This window comes from Chachezhania antarctica (genome assembly GCF_003646465.1).
GTDB classification, from domain to species: Bacteria; Pseudomonadota; Alphaproteobacteria; order Rhodobacterales; family Rhodobacteraceae; genus Chachezhania; species Chachezhania antarctica.
In genome coordinates this window covers 1-23906 of the sequence record NZ_QZEX01000015.1, presented here as the reverse complement: position 1 = coordinate 23906, position 23906 = coordinate 1, and the positions used below count along the sequence as shown (strand labels likewise).

Genomic DNA, 23906 nt, shown 5'->3' with positions numbered 1-23906 from the left:
GCCATCCCCGCAGATGCAACCGCCAGACCGCAAGCCGCCCCTTGACCCCGGCCCTTCGCAGTCCGAGATAGACCGAAGTTCTTACCGGAGGCACCGTTCATGCCCGATCCCAATCCCGCCGCGCTGGAATTCCTGCTGTCGCGCCGATCCCGCCCTGCCAAGACATTGACCGGCCCGGCCCCGGACCGCGCAACGCTGGAGGTGATTCTGACCGCCGCCGCGCGAACGCCGGACCACGGCAAGCTGGAGCCGTGGCGGTTCATCGTTCTGGAACGCGCGGCGCTGCAACGGCTGGCCGGGCTGGCCGGCGACATGTCCGCCGCCGCGGGGCGCGAGCCCGAAGAGGTGGAAAAGGACAGGGCCCTCTTCGCGCAAGGGCATCTTGCGGTCGTTGTCGTGGCCTCGCCGCAGCCGTCCGTCAAGATCCCCGACATCGAACAGGTTTATTCGGCAGGCGCCGTCTGCCTGTCGCTTCTGAACGCCGCGCTGGCGGCGGGCTGGGGGGCCAACTGGCTGTCTGGCTGGGCGTCGCATCATCCGGCCTTCTGCAGCGAAGGCCTGGGCCTGACGGATTCGGAAAAGGTCGCAGGCCTGATCTTCCTTGGCACCGAAACCGCTGCACCGCCGGAACGGCCGCGCCCGGACCTTGACCGCATCACACGCTGGGTAAGCTCATGATCTTCAGTGCCGTTTTCCGTGCCATAGGCCAGATGGACGACCCGCGTTTCCAGCGGGTCCTGCTTCTGGGCGTCGGGCTTTCCGTGGGGGCGCTAATCCTCGCCTCGATCATCGTGGCCGCGCTGATCAACTGGCTGGTGGGCCCCTCTGTCACCCTGCCCTGGATCGGGCAGGTCGACTGGATCGGCAAGGTGGCCAGCCTGTCGTCGATCCCGCTTATGCTGGTGCTGTCGATCTTCCTGATGATCCCCGTCGCCTCGGCCATCACGTCGCTGTTTCTGGATCAGGTCGCCGACGCGGTCGAGGAACGGCACTACCCCGGCCTGCCCCCCGCGACCGAAGTGCCTTTCATGGACGGTGTCCGCGACGGGCTGAGCATGCTGGGGGTGATGATCGTGGCAAACCTGGCCGCGCTGGTCTTCTACCTGCTGCTGGCCCCCATCGCGCCGATCATCTTCTACCTGCTGAACGGGTTCCTGCTGGGGCGGGAGTATTTCATGCTGGCCGCCATGCGCCGCGTGGGCCGGTCAGGCGCGATCAAGCTGCGGCGCAAGCACCTGCCGCTGATCTGGGGAACCGGCATCGTGATGGCCATCCCGCTGACCATTCCCATCGTGAACCTGCTGGTCCCGGTTCTGGGGGCTGCGGCCTTCACCCACGTGTTCCACGCCCTTACTGGAGCGGCGGCAACTGGTGAAAGACATCCAGATCGCGCACGGTGATCAGCCCGGATATGATGATAGAGGCGATGATCGCGAACAGCACGACGGACACGCCCGTCGTGATCCACGCCTTGCGCTTCAGGTGATGGGTTTCCGGCGCGCCCTTGTGCGTGCCGGGCACCACGTCGTTGTTGTCGCCCTGCGTGACGATCCGGATCGGCAGGATCACGAAGAAGGTCATGAACCAGATCACTGAAAACAGGACGAAGGCCGAGGTGATGGACATGGTCTACACCTCCTCGAGTTCGACGAGACAGCCGTTGAAATCCTTGGGATGCAGGAACAGCACCGGCTTGCCATGGGCGCCGATCTTGGGGTCGCCGCTGCCCAGCACCCGGGCGCCGGTTTCCTTCAGGTGATCCCGCGCGGCGATGATGTCGTCGACCTCGTAACAGACATGATGGATGCCGCCCGACGGATTCTTTTCAAGGAAGCCCGCAATCGGGCTGTCGTCGCCCAGCGGATACAGCAGTTCGATCTTGGTGTTGGGCAGTTCGATGAAGACGACCGTCACCCCGTGATCGGGTTCGTCCTGCGGGGCGCCGACCTTGGCGCCCAGGGCGCTGCGGTATTGTTCGGACGCCGCGTCCAGGTCCGGAACGGCAATGGCGACATGGTTCAGACGGCCGATCATGGCGGGCTCCTCTCAGCAACGGGTAACGTGGGTTATATCTGCCTCTCTGCCCCGCGGCGCAAGGGGCGGGGTCGGGTACGTTAACCGGGCGTTAGTCCTGTTGAACGTAGCCTTCCACGGTGTCCGCCGAAAGGAGCTGCCATGCACGACACCGATTCTGCCCCCCGCCTCAGCGGTGTCTTTCTGCCCTCCCGCCCCCTTCTGGGTCTCACGGTACTTGTGGTGGAAGACAGCCTTTATGCCTGCGACGCGATCCGCCTGCTGTGCTTGCGCAGCGGTGCCCGGATCCGGCGCGCGGATTGCCTGAAATCGGCACGACGACACCTTCTTGTCTATCGTCCCGCGGTGATCATCGTCGATATCGGCCTGCCCGACGGCAACGGCCTTGAACTGATCGAGGAGCTGACCGCCACCCGCCCCCGGATCGCCACGATCCTTGGCGCTTCGGGCGATGACAGCATGGCCGATGCCGCCATCGCTGCCGGCGCCGATGGATTTGTCGCCAAGCCCATCGTCTCGCTCTCCCAATTCCAGAGCCTGATCCTCCGCCACCTCCCGCCGGAGATGCAGCCGGACAAGCCCCGGCCCGTCACCGACGAAACCGTGACGCCCGATCCCATCGCCTACCAGGACGATCTGGCCCACATGGCGGACGTTCTGAACAGTCCGGAGGCGGAGGACATGCTGGATTACGTGGCCCAGTTCCTGCAAGGCGCGGCCCACAGCGCCGGGGATGGCGAATTGACCGACGCCGCCGCAGCCCTTGCGAAGGCCCGCGCCGCCGGTGCGCCGTGGCACGACAAGGCCGCGCATATCAGGTCCCTGCTGCAACGCAGGCAGGACCAGGCGAAGGTTCTGTAGGATGGTCGAAACCGTTGTCCTGACGCTGCTGGCGCTTGGCGTGGCGCTGTTCCTGCAGTCGCGAATCCAGAACCGCCAGACGGCCCGTGGCGTCCAGCGCCCGGGCAACCGCGATCTGCGCTAGAGCGTCGGGTCCGACGACGCCCTGACAAGGCGCGTGAGATCGCTGAGACGTTCCTGCTGCGACCCGTCGGCATTGAAATTCGACGGGTCGAGCCAGACGCCATAGGCCTCCCGCAGCGCGGGCCATTCTGCGTCGACGATGCCGAACCACGCGGTGTCGCGGTTCAGGCCCTTGACGACCATGTGCTGCCGGAAAACGCCTTCGAAACTGAATCCCAGCCGCTGCGCGGCTTGCCGCGACGGGCGGTTCAGGGCGTTGCACTTCCATTCGTAGCGGCGGTAGCCGTTCTCGAAGGCCCAGCCCATCATCAGCGCCATCGCCTCGGTCGCGGCGCGGGTACGCTGAAGGACAGGGGCGAAGTTGATGTTGCCGACCTCGATCACGCCATTGGCCGGATCCATCCGCAGGAACGACGCGACGCCGCCGTAGTGGCCGGTTTCCAGGTCAAGGATCGCGTAGAAGGCAAAGGCCGGATCGTCTTCCACGTCGCGCACCCAGCGATGGTATTGCGCGGCCGAGGAATAGGGGCCGTTCGGCATGTAATCCCAAAGCCAGTCATGCCCGTCGAACGCGGCGAACAGGAAAGCGGCATGGGCTTCGGCCGACAGCGGCTCCAGCCTTGCATAGCGTCCTTCCAGAACCTCGCCGCCCGGCAAGGGCCGGGGCGACCAGTCTACGACGGGGGCGCCCACGGGGCGCGGGGAGGGATCATCCTGCGTCATGGGAAAGCTTCTATGCCCTTCCGCGGGCATAGCCAAGCCTGACCGCATCACCCGAGGATCCGCGGATCGCTCCCCAAATCGAGCCCGGGGAACACCGTCCGTTCGATGTCGCTGACGCTCAGGCCCGTCATCCCGCGCATCAGCCAGCCGATGGGCGCGCGAATGTCACGCGTGGGCATCAGGTCGCGGCCGTTGTAGAGATCGGCCTCCGCCAGTCCGGGCCAGTCGCCGTAGACGCGCCCGCCGCGGATCGCACCGCCGGCCATCACCATCGTCCCGCCCGTGCCATGATCCGTGCCGCCGGTGCCGTTTTCGCGCGCCGTGCGGCCGAACTCCGTCACGGCGACCACGGCGGTCTTGCCCCAGACTTCGGAGCCCAGTCCGTTTCTCAGCGTCGCGATTGTCAGGGCCAGACGCTCCAGCGCCTGCGGCAGGGCGCGCGCCTGGTTGAAATGCGTGTCCCAGCCGTTGATCGAAAACGACGCCACCCGCGCAGGCCCGCGTAGCATGTCCGCGGCGAAGGCAGCGACCTGTTCTTCCCGTCCCGGACGGGCGGGCTTGTCGCCGTCCATCGACATCATCATCCCGCCCTCGTCACCTTCTTCCTCCAGTGGCGGGATCTCAAGACTGCCGTCCGACAGGTTGAGCGCTTCGGAAAAGGCAGCGTGGAAGGCCGGATCGTCCTGCATGATCTCTTCCGCCAGCCGCTGGGTCTGCGGGCTGAGCGACAGATCGGCTTCGGGCGTCCAGTCCGACACGGGGGCCTGGCCGTCGAGAATGCGCAGATCGCCGTGGCCAATCGCGAAGGCGGTACGGGAATCCACCTGCGGCAGAAGCTGAAGCATGCGGTTCAGCCAGCCGTCCCGCGCGGCCATCAGCTCCGTCGTTCCCGCTTCCAGCAGGTCCTGCCCTTCGAAATGGCTGCGCTTGTCGCGATAAGGCGTCGAAACGGCCTGCATGAATCCCAACTCTCCCGCCTGCCAGAGCGGCATGAGCGGCGCCAGCGCCGGGTGCAGCGCGAAATAGCCATCCAGATCCACCGCCCCGTTCACGGGTCCCGTCTTCAGCGTGGGCCGCATCGCGGCGAACAGCGGATCGCCGTAAGGCTGCACGACATCCAGCCCGTCCATGCCGCCCCGCAGCACGATCACGACCAGCCGCGTATCCCAAGGTGCGGCCGCGAACGTGACCGGCGTGAAAAGCGGACTGGCCGCGGCGCTGCACCCGATCAGGGCAGAGCGGCCAAGGAAGGCCCGGCGGGTAAGGGTATTGGACATCTGCACCTCCTAACGGCGCTGAAATGCGGGCGAAACAAGCACCAGGCCTATGGCCTCGTAGCGCTGTTCGGCCGCTTTGGCCGCGAATGCGACGCTTGGGGGCAGGGTCGTGCCCAGCGCCTGCTGCGCGAAAAGGCGGGGATCGGGAAGGTCGCTTCTCAGCTGGCGCGGGGCTGCCATGGCCCAGTCCAGCCGCGACGCCAGGCTTTGCGGGGTGATCCACGCGATATCTTCCTCGGGCCAGCCGTCCGGGCCGGGCGGAAGTTGCCAGTTCTGTCCCATCTTCTGCATCGGTCGCAGAATCTTACGCTTCATGTCGCGCGCGCTCATGCTTTCGAACGTGCGTTCGTGGAGATCCAGCGCACGGCAGGCGGAAGCCACGAAGTCGGCCGCGGGCTTCACGTTGCGAAGCGCCGGGTCCCAGGCGGCAGGATGCTCGAGCAAGGCCGCATAAACGGGGAGGAGCGCGCCGTCCGTTTCTCGGTAGCGCGCTTCGATATGGGCCACCAGATTGGCCGGCGGCGTATCGGACACGAAATGGGTGGCCAGCTTTCGGGCGATGTGGCGTGCCGTATCCGGATGCCGCGCGAGATCTCGCAAGACCTCGTGAATGCTGTCCAGCGACGGTTCGTCGCCGCCGTAGCTGCGCCCCAACACGGTTTCCGCACCGGGTTCGACATAGCCATCGCGGAACTGGAACGACATGGTGCGATCGGTGCTGAGCCCGGTCAGAAGTTCGGCCAACTGGCGGACATCGCCCTGCGTGTAAGATCCGTCGACACCCAGCGTATGAAGCTCCATCACTTCGCGGGCCAGGTTTTCGTTCAGCCCCAGTTTCTTGTTCTCGCCACGAAGCGAGGCGCGGCTGGACGGTCCGGCCGAAACCCTCTGGTCGAGGAACAAAAGCATGACGGGATGTGTCACCGCCGGGATCAGCAGATCCTCGAACCGGCCGGTCAGATGGGGGCGGATCGCGTCTTCCACGTATCCGGTCGCGCCGTACTGGGTAAGCCCGGTCTTCGGATAGGCGGTGAAGTGATCGGTCCAGAAAAGCACAAGGCGTTCCCGGAACGCGTGTTCGGTCTGCGTCCAGCGCTGCATGATACGCGCGCGGTCCCGTGCGGCGTCGTCCATCGTGGTATCGCGAAAGTTCCGCAATTGCTTCCGATAGCCCGGGTCATCTTTCCCAAGGGCCTCCCGATAGGTTTTCAGCTCGTCCCGCAAAGTTACGAGATCGGTGGAAAACTGGGGGAACGACCGGACAGGATACCGGATGGCCATTTCATCCGGCGCCTCGAGTCCCGCCAGCATGGCCTCGCGGGATGCGGGCGGTTCAATGCTCGGCGACAGACCGCATCCGAACCGTATTTCTGCAAGTTCGCTTGAAAACATGACCGGTTTCCCTTGTCGATCCCGCGCTGCGATCAACTTCCTGACTATAGTACGGTCAGGTGATCCGGTTCCGTCGTCAATTCAAGCGCCTCATTCGAGATATGGCGCGGTCTCGGTGAATTTTGGCCGACGCGGCTGGCACGTGCTCACGTGATGGCCCGCTCACCCCGCCGGCGGCATCACTGTCCACGGGGCATCGAACCAGTGTTCGTCAAGGTTGGCATCACCCGGTTCGCCCGCAGCGATCCGGTCCACCACGGCGAAAAGGCCCGGAGCAGACAATGGCGTCAGGACGCCATGCCATGTTCCGGCACAGAAATTGATGGCCTGCCCCGGTTGTGTGACGAAGGCCAGAGGCGTGCCGGGCGTGCCGTCTTCGTCGGGGGCCACGATCACAAGGAAGGGATCGGGCGTCATCGGGATGAAGCACTGGCTGCCCAAAGGGTGCCGTTCGACCATGTCGAGCACCAGCGGCAGCGCCCGGGTTTCAGCCTTGAAGAGGCTGATTCCGGCACGGCCCGTACCCACTTCCACCCGCGCACGGTCGTGATAGCGGCCACATAGCCCCTGGTTGATCATCTTGTCCGGGGCGCGGGCGGTGTCGAGGACGTCGCCGAACGGGGCGAAGGCCGCGGGGTCCATCGGGGTGGCGTGGATGGTCCGGGTCATGCGGGCAACATATCGGCCAGGCGCAGTTGCGCGATGCGTTCGACCTGCGCGCACGCGGTCGCGAACTCGGTCTCGCGGTCATGGTCCAGCCGCGTCCGGAACGCGGCGAGAATGCCCGCCTTGTCGTGATCGCGGACGGCGATAATGAAGGGAAAGCCGAACTTCTCGACATAGTCGGTGTTCAGGCGGGTGAAGCTGTCCCGCTCGTCATCCGTCAGGCTGTCGAGCCCGGCGCTGGCCTGTTCGGCGGTCGAGGCCTGGGTCAGTCGTTTCGCGGCGGCCAGCTTGCCGGCCAGATCGGGATGCGCCGTCAGGACGCCCAGCCGTTCGTCGGGCGAGGCCGAGCGGAACATCCGCGTCAGCGCGTTCCAGAGACCCCCGGCCCGGTCATGCACCGGCCCCAGTTCCAGATCGAACGCACGGTCGGCGATCCAGGGGGAGTGTTCGAACACGTCGCCATAGGCCGCCACGAAATCTTCGCGCGTCATTTCCGACGGGCGGGCGAAGGTCACCGGCGGATGGGTCGCGGCCCAGTGCTCGGCGATCTCCAATCGCGTGGCGAACCAGACGTCGGAATGCGACCGGACGTGGTCAAGGAACTTCTGCAGCGCCACGGCGCGGCCGGGGCGGCCGGCAAGGCGGCAGTGCAGGCCGATCGACATCATCTTGGGCGCGCCCATCACGCCTTCGGCATAGAGACAATCGAAGGTGTCGCGCAGGTAGGCGTAGAACTGTTCGCCCGAGTTGAACCCCTGCGGCGTGGCAAAACGCATGTCGTTCGCATCCAGCGTGTAGGGCACCACCAGCTGGTCCTTGCCGTCGAAGCTCTGCCAGAACGGCAGATCGTCGGCGTAACTATCGGCGACATAGGAGAAACCGCCCTCCTCTGCCGCGAGCGCCGCCGACTGCATCGAGGCGCGCCCGGTGTACCAGCCGCGCGGCCGTTCGCCGGTGACTTCGGTGTGCAGGCGAATGGCCTCTTCCATCTCGGCGCGTTCGGCCTCCGCGGTGTAATCCTTGTATTCGATCCATTTCAGCCCATGGCTGGCGATCTCCCACCCCGCGTCCTGCATCGCGGCGACCTGTTCGGGCCCGCGGGCCAGCGCGGTGGCGACGCCGTAGACGGTGACGGGGATACCCTTCAGCATCCGGTAGAGACGCCAGAACCCGGCGCGGGCGCCGTATTCGTAGATCGTTTCCATGTTCCAGTGCCGCTGCCCGGGCCACGCGGCGGCGCCGACGATTTCGGACAGGAACGCCTCGGACGCCGCATCGCCATGGAGGATGTTGTTCTCGCCCCCTTCTTCGTAGTTGATCACGATCTGGACGGCGATCCTGGCGCCGTTCGGCCATTTCGGATCGGGCGAGGTCGGCCCATGGCCGATCATGTCACGGGGGTAACGGTTCATCTTCAGGGCCTTTTCGTGGTGCGCACCGGTCGCGGGGGACGATACCGGCCCCTGACCGGAAAATCTTTCAATTTGTACCGAATACAGATGCCTGCGGATACGTTTTGTACCAGACTGACCTGACCATGTAGAAGGGACTGGCAAGGGGAACACAACATGACCGGTTATCTCACCACCCACGTACTCGACACCGCTCATGGCTGTCCGGCGGAAGGCGTTCCGATCCGGCTGTACCGCGTGGACGGCGACCGCCGCCAGCTGGTGGCCGAGGCCGAGACCAATGCCGACGGGCGCACCAACGCGCCGATCCTGCCCGCCGACACATTCGAGACCGGCACCTATGAACTGGTGTTCTCGGCCGGGACCTATCTTCAGGCGACGGGACAGGCCGGGCCGGACCCGATGTTCCTGGACGAGATCCCGATCCGCTTCGGCATGTCCGAGGCATCTCATTATCATGTGCCGCTGCTGCTTTCGCCCTACGCTTTTTCCACCTATCGCGGCAGCTGATCGCTGGACGACCGCCCGCCGGAAACTACCTGACGGGGCATGAAACAGCTGATCCTTGCAACCATCGCCCTGCTGCTGGCCGCCCTGCCCTTGCGGGCGGACGACTGGCAGGCGTTCGACACGCCGGGCGCCGTCGCGCTGATGCGCCATGCGCTGGCGCCGGGAACCGGGGATCCGGCCGGCTTCGCGCTGGACGATTGTGCGACGCAGCGCAATCTGGACGACCGCGGCCGGGCACAGGCGCGGGCCATCGGCGCGGCGTTCCGCGACCGCGGGATCGCGTTCGATGCGGTCCTGTCCAGCCAGTGGTGCCGCTGCATGGACACCGCCCGGCTGCTGGAGCTGGGGCCGGTCACCGAAGAACCCGCGTTGAATTCCTTCTTTCAGGACAGGTCGCGGCGGGCGGCCCAGACCGCAGAAGCACTTGATCTGATCCGCGCGCAGGACGGGCGGATCATGATGGTGACGCATCAGGTGAACATCACGGCGCTGACAGGCGTCTTCCCGCGATCGGGCGAAGTGCTGATCGTGAAACCGGGGGCCGAAGGTCTGGACGTCCTGGGCCGGGTGCTGATCGAGTAACCCGCCTCAGACCGCGGCGGCACCCAGCACCGGCTCGGCCGTGTCCTCGGTGCCCTGCACCGCGACGGCGAGCCGTTCCGACATGAACTCCATCAACAGCCGGGTCTTGGGATCCTGATGCCGCCGGTGGGTGTATAGGCACGCCATCTGCACCGACAGCGGCGGCGTGTCGGTGGCGACCGGGACGAGGTTGCCCGATCTCAGATGCTCGGACACCTCGAAGACGGGCTTCAGGATGATGCCTTCGCCCGCCAGAGCCCATTCCGTCAGCACATCGCCATCGTCGCATTCCATGTGGCCCGTCACGGCAAAGCGTTCGGGGCCGGCGGCCGTTTGCAACCGCCACTGGAATTCGGTCGCGCCCGGGAACCGCAGGTTAAGGCAATCGTGCCGGTCCTCGACCAGATCGGTGCCCGTCTTCGGCATGCCGCGCTTGGCGATATAGGCCGGCGCCGCACACAGCACGCGGCGGCATTCGGCGATCTTGCGGATGCGCAGGGTCGAATCCTCGGGCTCTCCAAGAAAGAACGCGAGGTCCAGCCCTTCGGCGGGCAGGTCGACGCGCCGGTCGGTCAGGCGCAGGCGCAGGTTGATCTCGGGGTACTCTGCCAGGAATCCGGGGATCTGGGGGGCCACCAGCCGCCGGCCGATGCCAAGCGGCGCCGCGATGAACAGGTCGCCGCGGGGATGTTCCGTCAGGCTTGTCACCTCGGCCTCGGCCGCGGTCACGGCTTCCAGCACCTGGCAGGCACCGGGATAGAAGGCGCGGCCCTGTTCCGTCGGCGTGAGGTTGCGGGTGGTGCGCTGGAACAAGCGCACGCTGAGATACGACTCGAGCTGGGAGATCCGCGCCGACGTCACCGCAGGCGAAATGCGCAGATCTCGGCCAGCGGCCGACATGCTGCCCAATTCATAGACACGAACGAAGGTACGTATGTTATCGAGGTATGACATTCTTCGGCGATTTTTGAGGGTGATTGCCCTCACTCATCAATAGCCAGATATTCCGTCCCTGCATAGGCTCGCGCGAGCCCACCCTGCCGGAGACGTCCCACATGCTTGATTTCGCCACCATATCGGTCATCGCCTGGGACTGGGTCGCCTTCGCCTTGCGCTGGCTGCACGTGATCGTGGGGATCGCATGGATCGGGTCGTCGTTCTACTTCATCGCACTGGATCTTGGCCTGAAGAAGGCGCCCGGCATGCCCACCGGCGCCCATGGCGAGGAATGGCAGGTCCACGGCGGCGGCTTCTATCACATCACCAAGTTCCTTGTCGCGCCCGAGCGGATGCCCGAGCACCTCGTCTGGTTCAAATGGGAAAGCTATGCCACGTGGCTGTCGGGGGCCGCGCTGCTGATGGTGGTCTACTGGGCCAATGCCGACATCTTCCTTGTCGACACCTCGATGGTGGACATCGCGCCGTGGCGCGGGATCATCGTGTCGGCGGGGTCGCTGGGACTGGGCTGGCTGGTCTACGATGCGCTCTGCAAGTCGAAGCTGGGCCATCACCCGACGGAACTGATGCTGATCCTGTTCGTCCTGCTGGTCGCTCTGGGCTGGGGCTACACGCATATCTTCACCGGGCGGGCGACCTTCCTGCATCTGGGCGCCTTCACCGCCACGATCATGACAGCGAACGTGTTCTTCGTGATCATTCCCAACCAGCGCATCGTGGTGGCCGACCTGAAGGCCGGGCGCACGCCCGATCCGGAATACGGGCGCATCGCCAAGCTGCGGTCGACGCACAACAACTACCTGACGCTGCCCGTGATCTTCATGATGCTGTCGAACCATTACCCGCTGGCCTTCGCCACGCCGTTCAACTGGATCATCGCGGGGCTGGTGTTCCTGATGGGGGTCACGATCCGGCATTTTCACAACACCGACAACGCGGGCAAGGGCAAGCCGTGGTGGACATGGGGTGTGACCGCCGCGCTGTTCCTGACCATCGTCGGGCTCAGCCTTGCCGGTCTGGCGCGGCTTCCCGCTGCGGCGCCGGACGGTACGGCGGCCCGCAACCCGGCCCATGTCCGGCTGGCCGAAGCGCCGGGGTTCGATACCGTGCACCAGACAATCCAGGGCCGCTGTTCGATGTGCCATGCCCGCACGCCCAGCTATGACGGGATCGCCGTGGCCCCCAAGGGAGTCTATCTTGAAACCGAGGACGATCTGCTGACGAATGCCCGCGAAGTGTTCCTGCAGGCCGGGGCATCAACGGCAATGCCGCCCGCCAACGTGACCTACATGGAACCGGCCGACCGGGCCGCCATCGTACGCTGGTACGCGGCCGGACGGTCCTGACCGTTACATTTGGGCAAGTCATCGCCTTTTCTGGCGGAGCCCATTGCCCAAAGTCGTTTTTACTGCCGAAGCAACATGCTAACCATGCTCTAGCCAAGGCGCGCCACAGGGGCGGGTCAGGCTCGAAGGTGTGGGGATACCTGGGCTGTCATGATTCGACCCGATCACAAACGCGGCGCCGCAAGCGCATTTGTTGTCTGCGCCCTGAGCACCCTGGTGCTTGGCGCTCCAACCACTGCCACAGCCCAATTCTTCAAGAAAAAAGATGATTCGGCCGAGTCGCAGGCGGCCAAGCCTGCCGGGCCGGAAATCACGCTGACGGCGGATGGCGCTTCGGAAGAGCTTCAGGAAAGGCTTCGCGCCGCGTCCTCGGTCATCAGCTTCAAACAGACGGGCCGGACCGACGCGCAGGAACTGGCCGCGGCATCGCTCGCCGACTACCGGACCTTCGTACAGGTGCTTTACGATGCCGGCTATTTCGGCCCCGTGGTCCATATCCGCATCGACGGGCAGGAGGCCGCGACGATCCCCCCGCTGAACCTGCCCAGCCAGATCAAGACCATCGCCATCGATATCGACCCCGGCCCGCAATTCGTTCTGGGCAATGTCAGCATCGATCCGCTGGCCCCCGGCACCGAGCTGCCCGAAGGGTTCCGCAGCGGCGCGCCCGCGTCCTCGCGCGTGCTGCGCGACGCGACGGCGGCCGGGATCTCGGGCTGGAAGGACATAGGCTATGCCAAGGCCAAGGTGGGCGACCAGAAGATCGTCGCCAATCACCGCGACTCCCGGCTGAACGCGGCCATCGCCGTGGCGACGGGCCCCAAGCTGCGGTTCGGCAACCTGACCATCACCGGCAATACGACGGTGCGGCCCGAAGCCATCCGCAAGATCGCCGGCTTCCCGCAAGGCGAGGTCTTCAGCCCCGACGACGTGCGGACCGTCGCCAACCGTCTGCGGCGGACCGGCACCTTCGACACCGTGGTTCTTAAGGAAGCCGAGGTTCCCAACCCCGACGGCACGCTGGATTACACGATCGAGGTCGACGACCGCAAGAAACGCCGGATCAGCTTCGGCGGCGAACTGAACTCGCGTTCGGGCGTCGATGTCTCGGCCAGCTGGACGCACCGCAACCTGTTCGGCAATGCCGAACGGCTGGCGCTGTCGGCCCGGATCGCCAATATCGGCGGGGACGAGGATATCGAAGGCACGCTGGGCGCGCGGCTTGAACTGCCCGCGAAGCTGGGGCCGGACGACCTTGTGTACTACTCTGCGATCCTGGATCAGCAGAACAAGACCTTCTACGACCTGACCCATATTGCCGTGGGCGCAGGCGTGCAGCGGCGGTGGAGCCGGACGCTGAGCAGCGAAGTGGGCGTGGAATTCGCCCGTGACCTGGCCAACGACGTCTTCGGCAAGCGCGATTTCAACATCGTTTCGGTGCCCACGACGGTCACCTGGGATCATCGCAACGACCCGGTGAACACCACCAACGGCTACTTCGTGGATGCCGAGGTGCGACCCTATTTCGAATCCCACGGCAACACCGTGGCGGCGCGCGCCTATGGCGATTTCCGCTACTACATCAGCCCGCCCTCCGACCGGGTCGTGTTCGCGACGCGGGTGCAGGCCGGGTCGAACATGGGCAACGATCTGCCCAACATCACCCCCGATTACCTGTTCTTCAGCGGTGGCGCGGGCACCGTCCGCGGGCAGCCCTACCAGTCGCTTGGCGTTCCAGCCAATGGCGGGACATCGGGCGGGCGGTCGCTTTTGGCAGGATCGTTCGAAGTGCGGACGCGGGTGACCAACACCTGGTGGCTGGTGGGCTTCTACGATGTGGGGATCGTCGGACGGAATGCCGTTGTCGAAAGCGATTCCCCCATGCAATCGGGCGCCGGCCTTGGCATTCGCTACGAGCTTGGCGATTTCGGGCCGATCCGGTTCGACGTGGCCGCCCCCGTCGACGGCGACACCGGCGACGGTCTTCAATTCTATATCGGTATCGGGCAGGCATTCTGATGCGGCGATTCATTCGTTACTTCGCGCTGGCCACCGGCCTCATGATGCTGAGCCCGGCGGTCGCACAGAACGCCGATGACAGCGACGATGCCGGCGGTTTCCTTGTCCGGACGCTGGAAAGCCTTGCCTCGGGCGAGAACCGCCAGGTGCGTGTCGTGGGCCTGAGCGGCGCGCTGAGCTCGCGCGCGACGATCGAACGGATCGAAGTGTCCGACGATGACGGGCCGTGGCTGACACTGAGAAATGTCGTGCTCGACTGGAACCGGCTGGCGCTGGTGCGGCGGCGGTTCTCGGTCAACGCACTGACTGCCGAGGAAATCGACTTCGCCCGCCTGCCGACCCCCGTCGAAACCGACCCGGAACTGCCCACGGCCGAGGCGCAGCCGTTCTCGATCCCCGAACTGCCTGTTGCCGTGAACATTGGCGAGATCTCGACCGAGAAGCTGACGCTGGGCGAGCCAGTGATGGGCATCGCCGCGACGCTGTCGCTGGACGGGAAACTGGACCTCGCCAATGGCGGGCTGAACGTGCAGATGGAGGCCACGCGCCTCGACAGCGCGGGCGACCAGCTGAAATTCGTGGCCGCCTATGCGCCGCAGGGCCAGGAGATCACGGTCGATGTCGAAGTGAACGAAGCGTCGGGCGGCCTTCTGTCTTCGATGATGGGCATTCCCGGCGCGCCGGCCCTGTCGCTGACGGCCAAGGGCACGGGCCCCGTGGAAAATTTCAACGCCGATATCGCATTGTCAACGGACAATACCGACCGGGTGACCGGCACCGTCGCCCTGTCCAGCGTGGCCAGCGGCGCACAGACAGACGCGCCCCAGGGCGGCATCACCTTCACCGCCGATCTCGGCGGCGACGTCGCATCGCTGGTGGCAGAAGAATACAAGCCCTTCTTCGGCCCCGACACCCAGCTTCACGTCGAAGGTCTGAAACAGGGCGGCGATCTGAACGTCAACACCGCCGAAATCAAGACGCAGGCGCTTGACCTGACCGCGTCTCTCGGGCTGTCGGACGGGCAGTTGAACCATCTGGAAGCCCGCGGCCGGATTGAACCGCCGGATGCGACATCGGTTGTGCTGCCCATCGGCGCGCCCCCGGTGTCGATCGCGGGTGCCAACCTGAGCGTGACGCTGACCGACAACACCCGCTGGCAGGCCGAGATCACCGCCTCGGGCATCGACCGCGAGGGCCTGGCGCTGGAGCGCGCCGAGATCATCGCGGGCGGCGACCTGAAGGCCAAGTCGATGACGCCCGACGCGGATGAACCGCTGCTGTCGGGCTCGCTCCGCGCGACGCTGACCGGGCTGGATCTTGAAGATGACGGATTGAGCGCCGCGCTTGGCGACACGGCCGTTCTGCGCAGCAACTTCTCGTTCGGCGGCGCGGATTACGCGACGCTCGACTCGCTCGATTTCAAGATCGCCGATTACGGCATGACCGGCGACATCGCCGTGCGCCGCAAGGAAGGCGGGCTTGTGCTGGATGGCGGCGCACAGCTGGACATCCCCGACCTGTCGCGCTTTGCCAAGCTGGCAGGCCGGCCCATCGACGGATCCGCGCAGGTTTCGGTAAAGGGCACGGCCGAACCGCTGGCGGATTCCTTCGACGTGACCGTCAGCGGCGAGACCACCGATCTGGATGTCGGCATTCCCGACCTCGTGCCGCTGCTGAAGGGCACGGCCGAGCTCGACATCGCCGCCGCCCGCGACACGACCGGCACGCATCTGCGGACCTTCACGCTCAAGGCGCCCAGCTTCGATGCCAGCGCCAATGGCAGCGTCAGCAGCACGAACACCGATCTGGCGCTTCAGGCGAAGCTTGAAGATCTCGGGCTGCTGGTGCCCTCGATTTCGGGGCCCGTGACGCTCGATGGCGCGGTCAAGCAGGCCGAAGGCACGTGGTCGGGCGATCTGTCCGTGACCGCCCCCAATGACAGCACGATCGAGCTGTCTGGCAGCGTCCCGCCCGAAGGCGCCGCGCAGATCACCGCCAAGGGCAATGTCGGCGCCTTGCCCGGCCTGGTGCCGGAAGAGCTGACGCCCATCGAGATCGACGGCGAGGCCACCCGCCCCGCCACGCAGGATGCAGGCTGGACGGGGGAGCTGAACGTGACCGCCGGCGAAGGCCTGCAGGCGCTGATCGAAGGCACCGTCGATGCGCTGGGTCAGGCCGACGTGACGCTGAGCGCCACCGCCGACGACAAGACGGGCATGATCCCAGAGGAATTCGCGCCCGTGGCCCTTGCCGGGCGCCTGCAACGGGCGACGTCGGGCATCTGGCAGACCGATGTCACGGTCACCGCCGCCGATGCCGTCCGCGCCACGCTGAAAGGCGAGGTGGGCGAGAATGGCACCGCCGATCTGGACCTGAACGGCGCCCTGCCCTTCCTCGACACCACCCTGCCGCCGGCGATGACGCCTGTCGCCTTCTCGGGCACCGCCACGCGGACCGAGGACGGCCAGCTTGACGCGCGGCTGGAACTTGACGGCAACGGCTCGGCCATGGCCGATGTCGAAGCCGAGATGACGCCGGACGGCATCCTTCAGGTCGAAGTGAACGGGCAGGTTCCGTCGGGCAGCGGCCTTCTGCCGGCTGAACTCGAACCCGTGACGCTCACCGCCAATGCCCGCCGCCGCGACGGCGTGGCCACGGCACAGGGCGAACTGACCGGCGGCGCTGCGGGCAGCTTCACCTTCACCGGCCGTCACACGGCCGAAGACGGCGCGAACCTCACCCTGCTGGGCACGCTGAAACGCGTCGAAGGCATGATCCCCGACGATATCGCGCCGCTGTCGCTCAAGGCCGATTTCGACACCGATCCCGACCAGACCTGGACCGCGACGGCCCATGTCACGGGGGCCGAGCGCATCGTGCTGCATGTCGATGGCAGCCAGGGCGCAGATGGCCTGATCAAGGGCATGCTGGATGGCGAGATCGCGGTCATCGGCGATCTGATCCCCGCGTCGATGGGGCCGATCAAGCTGACGGGGCAGGTCAACCAGACCCGCGCCGGCGGCTGGACGACGAAAATGGCTGCCCGCGGGCCGCGCAACTCGGCCCTGACGGTCGACGGTGCGCTGAATTCCGACGGGTCCGCACGGATTTCCTACGATGCCCGGATCACGGAACTTCAGCGCCTGCTCGAGGATTTCTCGGGCACGCTGACATCGAAAGGCCAGGCCCAGCTGCAAAACGGGCAATGGCGGATCGACACCGACCTGTCCGGCCCCGGCGGAATCACGTCGGGCATCGCCGGCACCTACAACATGACCGACAACCGGGCCAACATCACGGCCCAGGGCCAGGCCCCGCTGGCCATCGCCAACATCTTCATCACCCCGAACTCGCTGTCCGGGCTGCTGAACTACCGGCTGACCCTCAACGGGACACCGTCGCTCGACGCCATTGCCGGCACGATCACGACCGAAGGCGCCACCGCGGCCTTCCCCGCGGCCGGTCAGCTGGTCGAAGACCTGCGCCTGAACGTGACGCTGAACAATGGCTCGGCCGTGGTGGCGGCGTCCGCCTCGCTTGGGGAAGGTGGTGACGTCACGGTGCGCGGCCCGATCGAGCTGCTGCCGCCCTTCAACGCCAACCTTGCCATCGCGCTGAACGAACTGGGGCTGACCAACAACATCAACGTCCAAAGCTCGGCCAGCGGCCAGCTGTCGCTGACCGGCCCGCTGACGGGCGGCGCCCAGATCGCCGGTACGGTCAACTTCGGTGAAACCAATATCGACCTTGCCGCAACCGGTGCCGGCCTTGGCCTGACACCGATCCCCGAGATCACCCATGTCGGCGAAAGCGGCGCCGTCTACCAGACGCTGGTCTTCGCCGACCTGATCCAGACGGGCGAGGAAAGCCCGCCGGTGGTCTACGGGCTGAACATCCAGCTGAACGCGCCCAACCGCGTCTTCGTGCGCGGACGCGGCGTGGACGCCGAACTTGGCGGGTCGATGCGGATTGAAGGCACCACGGCAAATGTCATCCCCACCGGGCGGATTTCGCTGATCCGGGGCGTCGTCGACGTGCTGGGCCGGCCCTTGCGGCTGAACCGTGGCGAGGTTTCGTTGCGCGGGTCCTTCACGCCCTATATCGAGTTCGTGGCCACGACCAACACGTCGGAAGGGTCGGCCACGCTCAGCATCGAAGGCGCGCTGACATCGCCCGAGATCGTCGTCACCTCGTCCCCCGAACGACCCCAGGACGAGGCGCTGGCCATGCTGGTCTTCGGCGAGAACTTCGCCGATATCTCGCCCCTGCGGCTGGCCCAGATGGCGGCATCGATTGCGCGGGCGGGCGGGATCACCGGCGACGGCGTGACCAACCAGGTGCGCGAGGCGACCGGCGTGGATTCCATCCGCACCGGATCTTCTGGCGGGCTGGGCGCGCTGACGACGGGCGGCTACATCGCCGACAACGTCTATTCCGACGTCACGGTCAACACCGAAGGCGATACCGAACTGAACCTGAACCTGGATGTCACCCCCTCCGTCACGCTGCGTGGACGGGTGGACAATACGGGCGAAGGCGGGATCGGCCTGTTCTACGAACGGGACTATTAAAAACCGGTGCCGCGCGACGTCTGGCGTCAGCGCGGCATCGCCACGCCCTACTTCTGCTTCCGGAACTGCCCCGGCGTCTGGCCTGTCCAACGCTTGAAGGCGTCGTTGAAGCTCGACATGCCTGAATAGCCCAGCAGGTAGGCGATCTCGGCCAGGACGATGTCGCTGTTCTTCAGGTAGTTCACGGCCAGCGTGTGGCGCAATTCCTCGACCGTGCCGAAGAAGGTCGTGCCCTCGGCCGCAAGGCGCCGCGCAAGGGTGCGGGCGCTCATGCCCAGCGCGCGACCAACTTCCTCCTGCGTGGCCTCGCCCGAGGCGAGCCGGTCGACGATGGCGCGCTCCACGTCGATGACGATGTCGGGCGCATTGCGGTTCTTCCGCCCCAGCACGTCTTCGCAGTAGTCCTTCAGCACCGTATGCAGACCGTCATCGGCCGCCGGCAGCGGCAGGTCCAGATCGTGCGGCCGGAAGCCTATCTGGTTCATCGGCCGTGCATAGCTGACCTTGCAACCGAAGAACTTCTCGATCACGTCGGTATGGGTGTTGCGGGCGTGCTTGAAGTGGATGAATTCGGGCACGAACGGCCGCTGTGTTGCTTTGCGCAGCACCGCCATCATGCCCGATGCGCTGAATTCCACGTATTGCCGCCGTTGCACCCGAGTTTCGACCCGGTACTGCCAGGACACGATGTTCTTGCTGGTCATCTGGGACGTATCGAATTCGAGCGCGTCCGAGAACACACGCTGATAGCGCGCCACGTTCCGCAGCGCATCGGCCAGCGTCGGGCTGGAGGTGCCGACATAGCAGATCAGCCCCGCCCGCCGTAGTTCCCGCGCGGCACCGCGTTCAAAGCCGACAAGGTCGTTGTCCGTCAGCTCGGCCGCGTGTTCGAAGAACGAGGCGATCTGTTCGAAGGGCAGCGACGGCTTTTCATCGGTCATGATCCGGGGAGAGACGCCCGAGCCGTCAAAGATCTGCTTCTGCGAATAGCCATGATCGATCAGGTCGCGGACGAAACCCTGGATCAGCATCGCGCCATGGTGGGGGGTGGTTCCGGGCATTCAGCGTGCCTCCGTCCTGCCGAACGATCCCTCGTGTGCCCCTTGGCCAGGCGCCTGCACGCCGCGCCGATCTTCAATAGTTCCCGCCATGCTGGGGTGTTCTCCGCTGATACACGTCAAGCTTTGAAACAAGGCGATACCAGTTTCAATCGCAAAAAGTCGATCCCGGAAGGCCTGTGGCAGCCGCTCCGAAAGACGTGCCCCCACGGAACTTTTCGCCGGGCTGGTACGACCCCTGCTTCGTTTCTAGACTGCCAATGGGGGAGGACAGGATCATGACCACAATTTCAGGCAGAACAGCCTTTGTCACCGGCGCCGGATCGGGCCTTGGCCTGGCCATCGCCCGCAGCCTGGCAGGCCGTGGCGCGAACGTGATGCTGGCCGATATCGACGCCGACCGGCTGAAGGCGGCTAAGGACGAGCTGCTGCATATCCACGACGGGATCGCCAGCCTGCACTGCGATGTCAGCGATCCGGAACAGGTGGACGCCGCGGCGGGTGCCACCGTCGAACGCTTCGGCGCGGCGCATATCGTGGTGAACAACGCGGGCGTGGCCATCGGCGGCGCCCCCGGACAGATCGACCTTGCCGACTGGCGCTGGCTGATCGGGATCAACCTGATGGGCGTGGTGCACGGGGTGCAAAGCTTCCTGCCGATCCTGCGCCGGCAGGGCACGGGCGGGCATATCGTCAACACCGCCTCGATCGCCGGGCATATCGCGATGCCGGGGCTCGCCCCCTACAACGCATCGAAATACGCGGTCGTGGGCTATTCGGAGACGCTGCAGCGCGAACTGGCGCCGGAAGGCATCGGCGTGTCGGTCCTGTGTCCCGGATGGGTGCGGACCGACATTCACAATACCGGTGCGAAGCGGCCCTCGCTGGACAGCGCGACCGAGACGCTTGACGACATGCTGGCGACCACGCCCGACGGGATCCCCGAGGTCATCGCCAACGGCATCGACCCCGCGCTGGTGGGCGACCTGACGGCCGAGGGGATCGAAAGCGGCCGGTTCTACCTCTTCACCCATCCCTCCATGAAACCCATGACCGAACTGCGCGCGGCGGCCATCGCCGAAGACTATGCCGCCTGCTCGGCCGACCCGCGCTTCCGGGACGCGTGACCATGAAACGGCTGGAGGTTCTGGTGATCGGCGCGGGCTTCTCCGGCATCTGCGCGGCGGTGAAGCTGAAGCAGGCCGGGATCCAGGCGTTCGAGGTGATCGACAAGAACAAGGGCCTGGGCGGCACGTGGTACGCGAACACCTACCCGGGCGCGACCTGCGATATCCCTTCGCATTTCTATTCTTTCTCCTTCGCGCCGAACCCGGACTGGTCGCATCTTTATTCTCCGCAGGCAGAAATCCGGGCCTACATGGAAGACGTTGTCGCCCGTTTCGACGTGGGCGACCGGTTCTCCTTCCGGCGCGAGGCCACCGGTGCGCGCTATGATGCGGAAGCGAATGGCTGGATCGTCACCGTCGACGGGGAAGAGATCTTCGCCCGCTTCCTGATCAACGCGATGGGCGGGCTGCACAAACCGGCCTGGCCCGACATTCCGGGCCGCGAGACGTTCACCGGCGCGGCAATGCACACAGCCCAGTGGGACCCCGGTTTCGACCCGGCAGGCAAACGCATCGCCGTGATCGGCAGCGCCGCCAGCGCAATCCAGGTCATCCCCGAAATTGCGAAGACCGCCGCCCGCGTCGATGTCTACCAGCGCACGCCGAACTATATCTCTCCACGCGGGGATTTCGCCTATTCCGACGCGCAGAAAGCCCGCTTTGCCCGGTTTCCCCTGTGGCAGCGGCTTTATCGCTGGATGATCCGCAAGCGGCTGGATCTTGTGCTCTATCCCGCGATCCAGAGCCCCAAGCGCCGCAAGACGATGGCCGAGCGCGTGACAGGCTACATGCGCCGCGTGGTGAAGGATCCAGGCCTCCACGACAAGCTGGCTCCCGACTACGAGATCGGCTGCAAGCGCATCCTGATCTCCGACGATTTCTATGCCACGCTGAACCGTGAGAATGTCGACCTGGTCACCGACCGGATCGCCCGGATCACCGCCACGGGGATCGAGACCGCCGACGGCACGGAGCGCGAGGTCGATGCCTTGGTCTACGCCACCGGCTTCGACATACAGTCCCAGTACCTTGCGCTGGATCTGGTGGGGGAAGGCGGCGTCCGGCTGCGCGATCTCTGGGCCGAGAGGGTCGAGGCCTACAAGGGCGTGATGGTGGCGGGCTTCCCGAACTATTTCATGACGACCGGGCCCAATACCGGCGTCGGCACGACATCGGTCGTCTACATGATCGAACAGACGGTGCCATGGATCCTGCACGCCATCCGGGCGGCCGGGGACGGCGCGGTGGATGTCCAGCCCGACGCGCAAGCGGCCTTCAACGCCCGCATCCACGACGGCCTGTCGCAGACGGTCTGGGCCACGGGATGTCAAAGCTGGTACAAGCGGCCCGATGGGCGGATCGAAACGCTCTATCCCGGCAATGCGGCGGCCTATGTGCGCGAGATGCGGTCCCTGCCCCGGCGCGCGCTGAAGATCGGCTGACCGCGCGCCCTTCCGCCCCCCGCCCGATGCCGTTATCAACGCCCCCGGCAGATACGCACAGGATGGACGACCCCATGGCCAACCCGCTCTACGACCGTCTGATCGCCCCTCATGCAGGCAAGGATACACCGTTCCTGCACCTGCCGGGCGACACCACGCTGACCTACGCCGATTTCGCCGGACGCACCGCGCAGTTTGCCCATGCGCTGATGGATGCCGGGCTGCAGACAGGCGACCGCGTCGCCATCCAGGCCGAGAAATCGCCCGACACATTGGCCCTGATCTTCGCCTGCGCCCGTGCCGGGCTTGTCTTCCTGCCGCTCAACACCGGCTACACCGCGTCCGAGATCGCCTATTTCATCGAGAACAGCGGCGCGACGCTTTTCATCTGCGATCCCGCGAAGGCCGCCGACATGGCCCCCGTCGCGCAAGCCTCCGGCGCGGCCTGCGAAACGCTGTCGCCCGACGGCAGCGGCTCGCTTCAGACCACCGCCGACGCGGCTATGCGCGACTTCGCCACCGTCGACCGCGACGCGGACGATCTGGCTGCTTTCCTTTATACCTCGGGCACCACGGGACGGTCGAAAGGCGCGATGCTGACGCAGGGCAACCTGCTGTCCAATGCCGAAACGCTGGTGGACCTTTGGCAGTTCACCGAGAGAGATGTCCTCCTGCACGCGCTGCCGATCTTCCACACCCACGGCCTGTTCGTCGCCACCAACGTGATCCTTCTGGCGGGCGGGTCGATGATCTTCCTGCCGAAATTCGATCAGGCCGAGGTGCTTCAGGCCCTGCCCAAAGCCACCTCGATGATGGGCGTGCCCACCTTCTACACCCGGCTTCTGGACGCGCCGGAGTTCACGAAGGACCTCGCCGGGCACATGCGCCTGTTCATCTCGGGCAGCGCGCCGCTTCTGGCCGAAACCCACCGCGCCTTTGAAGAGCGCACGGGCCACCGCATCCTCGAACGCTACGGGATGACGGAAACCAACATGAACACGTCGAACCCCTATGACGGCGACCGCCGCCCCGGCACCGTGGGCTTTCCCCTGCCCGGCGTCGATCTGAAGGTCTGCGACCCGGAATCCGGCGGCCCTGTGCCACGGGGCGAAATCGGCGTGATCGAGGTCCGCGGCCCGAACGTCTTCAAGGGCTACTGGCAGATGCCGGAGAAAACCGCCGCCGAACTGCGCGACGACGGGTTCTTCATCACCGGCGATCTGGGGATGGTGGATGCCGACGGCTATGTCCACATCGTGGGCCGCGGGAAGGACCTGATCATCTCCGGCGGCTACAACATCTATCCGAAGGAAATCGAGCTCCTGCTCGACGATCAACCCGGCGTGCTGGAAAGCGCCGTGGTGGGCGTGCCGCACCCTGATTTCGGCGAAGGCGTGGTTGCGGTGCTGGTGGCCGAAGCCGGGGCCGCGCCCGATCTGAACGCGATCCGGGCCGACCTGAAAGAGAAGCTCGCCGCGTACAAACGCCCCAAGCGGATCGAGGTGATCGAAAACCTCCCCCGCAACACCATGGGCAAGGTGCAAAAGAACCTCCTGCGCGACAGCTACGCCGACAGCTTCACTGCCTGACGCAAAAGGCGCCCGTCCCCTCGGGCGCTCGCCAGACCTATTGAAGGTCATGCGGCATGGTGCGTGAGAGGGTTTCTTGCAATGTCTGCCTCTCTAATTGGGCGTTTTGGTCAAGCTCGTTTTCCTTGTTGTTTGGGATCTCTGTCACTCATCCGGGTCACGCTTCTCTTCGCAGTCTGGTTGATACCACGTGGGGCATCGCTGCACGCATGTGTCG

At 65.6% G+C, this 23906-nt stretch carries 21 protein-coding genes; 12 read left to right on the top strand and 9 right to left on the bottom strand.

Annotated elements, in window-relative coordinates; genetic code table 11:
• Window positions 1-99 precede the first annotated feature (99 nt).
• Together D4754_RS20960 and D4754_RS20955 are read left to right on the top strand one after the other, a co-directional pair.
• Entirely contained in the window at window positions 100-678 is a 579-nt protein-coding gene (locus tag D4754_RS20960) for a nitroreductase family protein (RefSeq protein ID WP_121067700.1), read from the top strand.
• The gene (locus tag D4754_RS20955) at window positions 675-1400 is read left to right on the top strand and encodes an EI24 domain-containing protein (RefSeq protein ID WP_121067697.1); all 726 of its coding nucleotides are present in this window, start codon (window positions 675-677) and stop codon (window positions 1398-1400) included. Before D4754_RS20960 ends, D4754_RS20955 begins: the two co-directional genes overlap by 4 nt.
• Here D4754_RS20955 and D4754_RS20950 read toward each other — a convergent pair.
• Together D4754_RS20950 and mce are read right to left on the bottom strand one after the other, a co-directional pair.
• Entirely contained in the window at window positions 1351-1626 is a 276-nt protein-coding gene (locus D4754_RS20950) for a DUF1467 family protein (RefSeq protein WP_121067695.1), read from the bottom strand. The genes D4754_RS20955 and D4754_RS20950 overlap by 50 nt on opposite strands.
• A 3-nt stretch (window positions 1627-1629) precedes the next feature.
• On the bottom strand, window positions 1630-2034 hold the full coding sequence (mce, locus tag D4754_RS20945) for a methylmalonyl-CoA epimerase (protein ID WP_121067692.1): 405 nt from the start codon (window positions 2032-2034) through the stop codon (window positions 1630-1632).
• Window positions 2035-2175: 141 nt separating this feature from the next.
• Between mce and D4754_RS20940 the strand changes: the two genes are divergently transcribed.
• Both D4754_RS20940 and D4754_RS24600 read left to right on the top strand, forming a co-directional pair.
• Entirely contained in the window at window positions 2176-2895 is a 720-nt protein-coding gene (locus D4754_RS20940; protein WP_121067689.1) for a response regulator, read from the top strand.
• A 1-nt stretch (window position 2896) separates the two neighbouring features.
• Window positions 2897-3019: a hypothetical protein gene (locus D4754_RS24600; RefSeq protein WP_276208639.1), complete on the top strand. Its 123-nt coding sequence runs from the start codon at window positions 2897-2899 to the stop codon at window positions 3017-3019.
• On the opposite strand, the gene D4754_RS20935 is transcribed toward D4754_RS24600, so the two are convergent.
• The 5 genes from D4754_RS20935 to puuE form a co-directional block, all read right to left on the bottom strand.
• Window positions 3016-3741 carry a GNAT family N-acetyltransferase gene (locus tag D4754_RS20935; RefSeq protein ID WP_121067686.1) on the bottom strand — a complete coding sequence of 242 codons (726 nt, stop codon included), beginning with the start codon at window positions 3739-3741 and terminating at the stop codon, window positions 3016-3018. The genes D4754_RS24600 and D4754_RS20935 overlap by 4 nt on opposite strands.
• 47 nt (window positions 3742-3788) lie before the next feature.
• Entirely contained in the window at window positions 3789-5018 is a 1230-nt protein-coding gene (locus D4754_RS20930; protein WP_121067683.1) for a DUF1501 domain-containing protein, read from the bottom strand.
• 9 nt (window positions 5019-5027) lie between these two features.
• Entirely contained in the window at window positions 5028-6329 is a 1302-nt protein-coding gene (locus tag D4754_RS20925) for a DUF1800 domain-containing protein (RefSeq protein WP_240453965.1), read from the bottom strand.
• Between the two features lie 243 nt (window positions 6330-6572).
• A complete protein-coding gene (locus D4754_RS20920) occupies window positions 6573-7079 on the bottom strand; it encodes an ureidoglycolate lyase (protein ID WP_121067677.1) in 507 nt (168 codons plus the stop codon).
• Window positions 7076-8488: an allantoinase PuuE gene (gene puuE, locus D4754_RS20915; RefSeq protein ID WP_121067674.1), complete on the bottom strand. Its 1413-nt coding sequence runs from the start codon at window positions 8486-8488 to the stop codon at window positions 7076-7078. Before puuE ends, D4754_RS20920 begins: the two co-directional genes overlap by 4 nt.
• A gap of 156 nt (window positions 8489-8644) precedes the next feature.
• Between puuE and uraH the strand changes: the two genes are divergently transcribed.
• Both uraH and D4754_RS20905 read left to right on the top strand, forming a co-directional pair.
• Window positions 8645-8998 carry a hydroxyisourate hydrolase gene (gene uraH / locus D4754_RS20910; protein ID WP_121067671.1) on the top strand — a complete coding sequence of 118 codons (354 nt, stop codon included), beginning with the start codon at window positions 8645-8647 and terminating at the stop codon, window positions 8996-8998.
• Window positions 8999-9037: 39 nt separating this feature from the next.
• Window positions 9038-9580 (top strand): histidine phosphatase family protein, encoded by a 543-nt coding sequence (locus tag D4754_RS20905; protein ID WP_121067668.1) that lies wholly within the window; start codon window positions 9038-9040, stop codon window positions 9578-9580.
• A gap of 6 nt (window positions 9581-9586) precedes the next feature.
• On the opposite strand, the gene D4754_RS20900 is transcribed toward D4754_RS20905, so the two are convergent.
• A complete protein-coding gene (locus tag D4754_RS20900) occupies window positions 9587-10534 on the bottom strand; it encodes a LysR family transcriptional regulator (RefSeq protein ID WP_121067665.1) in 948 nt (315 codons plus the stop codon).
• Between the two features lie 101 nt (window positions 10535-10635).
• Here D4754_RS20900 and D4754_RS20895 point away from each other — a divergent pair, with 101 nt between their 5' ends.
• The 3 genes from D4754_RS20895 to D4754_RS20885 all read left to right on the top strand — a co-directional run bounded on the left by D4754_RS20895 (window position 10636) and on the right by D4754_RS20885 (window position 18473).
• The gene (locus D4754_RS20895; RefSeq protein WP_121067662.1) at window positions 10636-11883 is read left to right on the top strand and encodes a urate hydroxylase PuuD; all 1248 of its coding nucleotides are present in this window, start codon (window positions 10636-10638) and stop codon (window positions 11881-11883) included.
• Between the two features lie 150 nt (window positions 11884-12033).
• Entirely contained in the window at window positions 12034-13902 is a 1869-nt protein-coding gene (locus D4754_RS20890) for an autotransporter assembly complex protein TamA (protein ID WP_121067659.1), read from the top strand.
• On the top strand, window positions 13902-18473 hold the full coding sequence (locus D4754_RS20885; RefSeq protein ID WP_121067656.1) for a translocation/assembly module TamB domain-containing protein: 4572 nt from the start codon (window positions 13902-13904) through the stop codon (window positions 18471-18473). The genes D4754_RS20890 and D4754_RS20885 overlap by 1 nt, the downstream gene beginning before the upstream one ends.
• Window positions 18474-18520: 47 nt before the next feature.
• Here D4754_RS20885 and D4754_RS20880 read toward each other — a convergent pair whose 3' ends face one another.
• Window positions 18521-19534, bottom strand: a complete 1014-nt coding sequence (locus D4754_RS20880) for an AraC family transcriptional regulator (protein WP_121067653.1) — start codon at window positions 19532-19534, stop codon at window positions 18521-18523.
• Window positions 19535-19809: 275 nt separating this feature from the next.
• On the opposite strand from D4754_RS20880, the gene D4754_RS20875 reads away from it, so the two are divergent.
• From D4754_RS20875 to D4754_RS20865, 3 genes are all read left to right on the top strand, one after another.
• Complete coding sequence (locus D4754_RS20875) at window positions 19810-20658, top strand: SDR family oxidoreductase (protein ID WP_163026014.1); 849 nt, start codon at window positions 19810-19812, stop codon at window positions 20656-20658.
• A 2-nt stretch (window positions 20659-20660) separates the two neighbouring features.
• The gene (locus D4754_RS20870) at window positions 20661-22100 is read left to right on the top strand and encodes a flavin-containing monooxygenase (RefSeq protein ID WP_121067647.1); all 1440 of its coding nucleotides are present in this window, start codon (window positions 20661-20663) and stop codon (window positions 22098-22100) included.
• Window positions 22101-22174: 74 nt separating this feature from the next.
• Window positions 22175-23689: a malonate--CoA ligase gene (locus tag D4754_RS20865; RefSeq protein WP_121067644.1), complete on the top strand. Its 1515-nt coding sequence runs from the start codon at window positions 22175-22177 to the stop codon at window positions 23687-23689.
• Window positions 23690-23906 lie beyond the last annotated feature (217 nt).